Raw genomic sequence first — 5,283 nt, 5'->3', positions numbered from 1 at the left:
CTGCGAATTTCAAGGAGGGCATGGCCGGCAAGCGCGGCGCCGTGCAGATTCCCATGCTGGGCGGCACGATCAGCCCGGCCTACAACAATCCCGACTGCCCCAGCCTCAAGCTGACCCAGGCCCAGCTGGCCGACATCTTCCTCGGCAAGATCACCAACTGGAGCGCCCTGGGCTGTCCGGCCCGGCCCCTCACCGTGGTGCACCGCTCCGATGGCGCCGGCACCACCTTCAACTTCACCAATTCGCTCGCCTGCTTCTCGCCGGAATGGAAGAAGAGGGTGGGCGTCGGCAAATCGGTGCAATGGCCTGTGGGACTGGGCGCCAGGGGGAACGAGGGGGTGGCCGGCCTGATCCAGAACACCCCCGGTTCGCTCGGCTACGTGAATCAGGCGTTCCTGCGCGGGGTCGTCAAGCCGGCGGCGCTGCAGAACAAGGACGGACAGTTCGTGATGGCGGATTCAAAGTCGGGGGCGGCAGCGTTGAACAACGTCACCCTCGACGAGCGTCTCGGTGGGGAGGACTGCAACCCGGCGGGAGCTGAAAGCTTCCCGATCGTGGCGTTCACCTGGATCCTGGCCTATCAGAGCGGACAAGGAGAGGACAAAGCGGAAGCCATGCGCACCTTCCTGCTGTGGGCGCTGGAGGAAGGCCCCCAGCAGCAGGCGGCGGAGCTGGGCTTTGTCCCCCTCACCGGCGACGTGCTGAAGCGGGTCAAGGAGGAGGTGGCCAAGATCAAGGGCTGATCCGGTGCCCGCGACCCAGGCGGGGACGCCGCGATGAAGTTCAAGGACTACTACGCGGCCCTCGAGGTCGACCGCGAGGCCAGCGCCGAGGAGATCAAGAAGGCCTACCGAAAACTGGCGCGCCAGTACCACCCCGATGTGGCCAAGGAGGAGGGGGCCGAGGAGCGCTTCAAGGAGATCAGCGAGGCCTACCAGACCCTCTCCGATCCCCAGAAGCGCCAGGCCTACGACGACCTCGGCCGCCACGGCCCCGGCGAAGAGTTCCATCCCTCACCGGAATGGGACAGCCGCTTCTCGCGCGGCGGCGGCAGTCAGCAGGAGGTGGAGCTGGCCGACCTGTTCGAACGGATGGGCTTCGGTGGTGGCGGCTTCGGCGGCTTCGGTGGCGGCACCGGCGGACCCCGGCGGCCGGGGGCGGACTTCCCGATCCGCGGCCAGGACGTGGAGGTGGCCACTGAGCTGAGCCTGGAGCAAGCCGCCCGGGGGACGGAGGTGTCGTTCTCGCTCAGCGTTCCGGTGCTGGGGGCCGATGGCCGGGTGGAGAAGCAGAGCCGCAGCGGCCGGATCCGGGTGCCCCGCGGCGTGGTGGAGGGGGAGCGGCTGCGGGTGCCGGGCAAGGGGGGCGACGGCATCGCCGGCGGTGCCCCCGGCGATCTCTATCTGGAGGTGCGGCTGGCGCCCCATCCGCGCTTCAAGGCCGTGGGCCACGACCTCTACCTGGAGCTGCCGATCGCCCCTTGGGAGGCGGCCCTGGGGGCAGAGATCAACGTGCCCAGCCTCGATGGACCGGTGGCGGTGAGCCTGAAGCCGGGGATGCGCAGCGGCCAGAAGCTGCGCCTGGCCGGCAAGGGCCTGCCCCAGCGGCGCGAGGGGGCGGGCGATCTCTACGGTGTGATTCAGATCGTGCTGCCCGAAAAGATCGGCGAACGGGAGCAGGCGCTGTACCGCGAACTCGCCGAAGCCTCCGCCTTTAGCCCCCGCCACCACCTCGAAGGACCTTCCACCGATGGCTGACGACCTGCTGATCCCCGACGACGACGAGGGGTGCACTGTGGCCCTCGAGGAGCTGCTGGCCGCCTCGGGTCTGGGCCACGAGGAGGTGATCGAACTGGTGCAGTTCGGGGTGTTCCGCTGCGCCCAGCACGCGCCGGTCTGGACCTTCCACGTCCGCACCGTGCGCCTGGCCCGCCGCGCCGCCCGTCTGCGCGACGACTTCGGCCTCAACGTCTCCGGGATGGCCCTGGCCCTCACCTACCTGGAGCGCATCGAGGCCCTCGAAGGGCGGCTGCGGGAGCTGGAATCGCAGTTGCCGCGGTGAGGGTTCAGCTGGCGGAGTCGTCGTCGATCTCGCCACAGCGCTTCAGAACGGTGGTGATCACGGCCGGAGTAATGCGGAAATCGCTGCGATGCAGTTCTCCAAACACGGCCCGGGCTGGAGGGATCAGGCCACGCAGACGGGCCATGCCAATCACGGCAGCGGTGCCCGCAACCTTCAGGCCAAGTTCCTGGGCCACCGCCCGGCCGGCCCGTTCGTCGATCAACAGCAGCACCGGTCCTGGCCTGGAGAGGGCCAGGCGGATGCTGGCCGCTTCGCCTTCGTCGAGGTCAGGTAACTCCGGCCCCTGCGGCTGATCCGCTATGACCTCCAGCCAGCCGGCCTTGATCGCAGCGGTGATCAGCGCCTCCTGGGCGGTGAATCTGCCGGTGAGCACCTCATCGGCCACGGTGGCGGGGAGCAGCACGGTTCCGAACAGCTCCCGCAACCAGCCGATCCCGTTGACCTGGGCCAAGCCGATCAGGGGGCTGGCGTCGCTGATGACGATTGCAGCCACTGCTCCAGGGTGTCGAGATCGGCGCGGGTTTCGGCTTCCGTCAGACGGATCGCCGCGATGCCGAGTCGCGAGAGATGGACGATGAAGGTGGCGGTGTCCATGTCGGCCACGCGGGCGGCCCTGGCCAGGGAGAGCTCGCCGTCGCGGAAGAGGGCCGTCGCCAGGGCTGGCCTCACTCCCGGCGCCTGCAGGAGACCTTGCTGGTCAAGGCCCACCAGCAGGGCATCGGGGTGGTCGCGGTTCAGCACCACCACCATGGCGGTCTTGGCCTGGCGCAGGGCCTCAGACGGATTGTTCTTGAGGCCGCTGACGCTCACGGCACGCATGGCCATCGCCGCAGGGAAGAACGGACAGGACGATCTTATGGCCTTTTGCCGGGGGCTTGAGCCAGGGGCCGATTGGTGCGCCCAGCTAAAGCCCCACCTTGCGACGCCCCCAGGCCATGCCCGCCGCATAGCCGATCGCCGGCAGCAGCAGCCCGAAGTTCAGGGGGATCTGCACCAGCAGAACGATGCCCACCAGCCAGGGGACCAGCAGCAGGCACCCGAAGGCCAGCTGGCTGAAGCGGGAGCGGCGCGCCAGGCGGCCCGAGCCCTGCACCAGGCGGGGCACGCCCTTGCCCAGGCCGTAGCCCAGCAGCACGGTGACAACGGTGAGCAGGATCGCGCCCATGGCGGGGAGGCAGGCCCATGGATTCTGCATCCAGCCGACCTAATGTGGTCACAGCAATGCCAAATACCATGGCTGATGTGGTCGCCAATCAGGTGTCGGTGCGGGAGCTGAAGACCCACCTGTCCGCCTGGCTGGCTCGCGCTCAGTCCGGTGAAGTGGTGGAGGTCACCTCCCACCGCAGGCCAATCGCCCGCATCACCGCTGTCAGGACAGCGGATCCGGGCACAACCCATCCGCTGCAGGCGGCGATGGATGCCGGCCTCGTCAGCTGGAGCGGCCAGAAGCCTGCCTTCCCCCCTCCGGTCTCTCTCAGCGGCGTCGGCAAAAGCGTCAGTGAGATGGTGCTGGAGGATCGGGGTCAGGGGTGATCCTCTTCTGCGACACCAGTGCGCTGATCAAGCTGCTGATCAGCGAGCCGGGCTCCGATCGGATGCTCCAGGCCAGCCTTGAGGCTGAGGCCTTGGCGGTGTGCCGCCTCACCTGGGCGGAGGCGATGGCGGGCCTGGCCCGTCGGCAGCGGGAACACCCTGAGGACGCCGAAGCGCTGGAACAGGCCCGCCAGCAACTGATCCTGAGCTGGGAGCACTGCACGATCGTGGAGGTGACCCAGCGGCTGGTTGAAACGGCCGGGCGCTTCGCCGATGGCTTCGCCCTGCGGGGCTACGACAGTGTCCAGCTGGCGGCCGCCCATGAACTGGATCGCAGCAGCGATCAGCCGGTGAGCTTCGCCTGTTTCGACCGACGCCTGCGGCAGGCGGCCGCTCTGATGCGGCTGGACGTGCTGGTTTGAGATGGGCCGGCCTGGGGCGAAACGGAAACGAGCAGGCGGCTATTCGCAGACAGGCACGTAGGGCACCGCGATCGTTTCGATCGCGCTCTTCGTGGCAAACGCCCCAAGCACCTGCTGGCCGCCCCGATTCACCGTGACGAACCGCCCGGCGAAGGTCTCGTCGTAGGCCGAGGTGGCGGAGAGGCCGGCGGCGCGCGCGCGCTTGAGCAGATCGCCCACGGTGCCGCCGGGAATGGCGACCCCGAACGACGTCCGCACACCGGCCGAAAAGGCGAAGACCCGCAACGTGCCCCGTTCGAACTGGGCCGTGCCGACGATTCCCGCCGGCGCCTTGGGCCCTTTGAGCCTGTAGACAACAGGCCGCGGCGGCCCGCCGAGCTCACAACCGGGGCCCGGATCGGAGAGCCAGCCCGTGGCGACGGCTTCGGCCCGGCCCATGCCGAGACGCAACGGGCCGATCCCGTCGAGGCGGAGCACCGGGCTTGGTCCGCGCCCATCGGCCCATGCCGATCCGGCCGCCAGCAGCAGGATGGCCCCCATGGCCCCAAGCCGTGCAGCGCGACGCAGCGTGTGGCCGATCCGGCGTGTCATGGTCTGACTGTATGGGCAGCAGCTCCGACCCCCGCCTGATCGACGGCCCCGACGACGCGCCGGCCACCGTGCTGCTGGCCCATGGGGCCGGGGCACCGATGGACAGCCCCTTCATGGCGGCGATCGCCGGCGGACTGGCCGCGGCGGGCTGGCGGGTGGTGCGCTTTGAGTTCGGCTACATGGCCCGCATGCGCGAGACAGGCCGCCGCCAGGGGCCCGAGCGGATGCCAGTGCTGCAGGAGGCGTTCCGCCAGCAGGTGCGGCTGGAGACGGGCGAGAGCCCGCAGCGGCCGCTGTTCATCGGCGGCAAGTCGATGGGCGGGCGGGTGGCCAGCCTGCTGGTGGATGACCTGGCCGCCAGCGACGGGGTGCGGGGCTGCCTGTGCCTGGGCTACCCCTTCCACCCGCCCGGCAAGCCGCTGCAGCTGCGCACCGAGCACCTGGCCGCCCTGCGCACGCCCACCCTGATCCTGCAGGGGGAGCGCGACACGTTCGGGCGGCGCGAGGAGGTGGAGACCTACAGCCTCTCGGCGGCGGTGCAGCTGGGCTGGATCCCCAGTGGGGACCACAGCTTCAAGCCCACCCGGAGTTCGGGCCTCAGCGAGGCGGAGTACTGGGCGACGGCGGTGGCGTGGAGCGATCGGTTTGTGCGGGA

10 protein-coding genes are annotated in these 5,283 nt (G+C 69.5%); 6 read left to right on the top strand and 4 right to left on the bottom strand.

Going from position 1 to position 5,283, the window contains the following annotated elements:
- The 3 genes from pstS to KBZ04_RS14030 all read left to right on the top strand — a co-directional run.
- Window positions 1-743: phosphate ABC transporter substrate-binding protein PstS (gene pstS, locus KBZ04_RS14040; protein WP_254992523.1), on the top strand; the 743-nt coding region annotated here is incomplete at its 5' end.
- Window positions 744-776: 33 nt separating this feature from the next.
- Entirely contained in the window at window positions 777-1,757 is a 981-nt protein-coding gene (locus tag KBZ04_RS14035) for a DnaJ C-terminal domain-containing protein (RefSeq protein ID WP_254992522.1), read from the top strand.
- Entirely contained in the window at window positions 1,750-2,061 is a 312-nt protein-coding gene (locus tag KBZ04_RS14030) for a chaperone modulator CbpM (protein ID WP_216910599.1), read from the top strand. The genes KBZ04_RS14035 and KBZ04_RS14030 overlap by 8 nt, the downstream gene beginning before the upstream one ends.
- A gap of 4 nt (window positions 2,062-2,065) precedes the next feature.
- On the opposite strand, the gene KBZ04_RS14025 is transcribed toward KBZ04_RS14030, so the two are convergent.
- From KBZ04_RS14025 to KBZ04_RS14015, 3 genes are all read right to left on the bottom strand, one after another.
- A complete protein-coding gene (locus tag KBZ04_RS14025) occupies window positions 2,066-2,575 on the bottom strand; it encodes a DUF3368 domain-containing protein (RefSeq protein WP_254992521.1) in 510 nt (169 codons plus the stop codon).
- Window positions 2,539-2,907, bottom strand: coding sequence for a UPF0175 family protein (locus KBZ04_RS14020; protein ID WP_254992520.1), 369 nt, complete (start codon window positions 2,905-2,907; stop codon window positions 2,539-2,541). The genes KBZ04_RS14025 and KBZ04_RS14020 overlap by 37 nt, the downstream gene beginning before the upstream one ends.
- Window positions 2,908-2,986: 79 nt before the next feature.
- On the bottom strand, window positions 2,987-3,247 hold the full coding sequence (locus tag KBZ04_RS14015; RefSeq protein ID WP_254992519.1) for a hypothetical protein: 261 nt from the start codon (window positions 3,245-3,247) through the stop codon (window positions 2,987-2,989).
- A gap of 68 nt (window positions 3,248-3,315) precedes the next feature.
- Between KBZ04_RS14015 and KBZ04_RS14010 the strand changes: the two genes are divergently transcribed.
- Together KBZ04_RS14010 and KBZ04_RS14005 are read left to right on the top strand one after the other, a co-directional pair.
- A complete protein-coding gene (locus KBZ04_RS14010) occupies window positions 3,316-3,615 on the top strand; it encodes a type II toxin-antitoxin system Phd/YefM family antitoxin (RefSeq protein WP_254992518.1) in 300 nt (99 codons plus the stop codon).
- Window positions 3,612-4,037, top strand: coding sequence for a type II toxin-antitoxin system VapC family toxin (locus tag KBZ04_RS14005; protein ID WP_254992517.1), 426 nt, complete (start codon window positions 3,612-3,614; stop codon window positions 4,035-4,037). The genes KBZ04_RS14010 and KBZ04_RS14005 overlap by 4 nt, the downstream gene beginning before the upstream one ends.
- A gap of 39 nt (window positions 4,038-4,076) precedes the next feature.
- On the opposite strand, the gene KBZ04_RS14000 is transcribed toward KBZ04_RS14005, so the two are convergent.
- Window positions 4,077-4,628, bottom strand: coding sequence for a hypothetical protein (locus KBZ04_RS14000; protein WP_254992516.1), 552 nt, complete (start codon window positions 4,626-4,628; stop codon window positions 4,077-4,079).
- Window positions 4,629-4,639: 11 nt separating this feature from the next.
- Between KBZ04_RS14000 and KBZ04_RS13995 the strand changes: the two genes are divergently transcribed.
- Window positions 4,640-5,283: alpha/beta family hydrolase (locus tag KBZ04_RS13995; RefSeq protein ID WP_254992514.1), on the top strand; the 644-nt coding region annotated here is incomplete at its 3' end.

Origin of the sequence: Cyanobium sp. N5-Cardenillas (assembly GCF_024345515.1) — a bacterium.
In the GTDB taxonomy this organism is placed as follows: Bacteria; Cyanobacteriota; Cyanobacteriia; order PCC-6307; family Cyanobiaceae; genus Cyanobium.
Note: the sequence above shows the minus strand (reverse complement) of the source record. Positions and strands in the feature narration are given on the sequence as shown.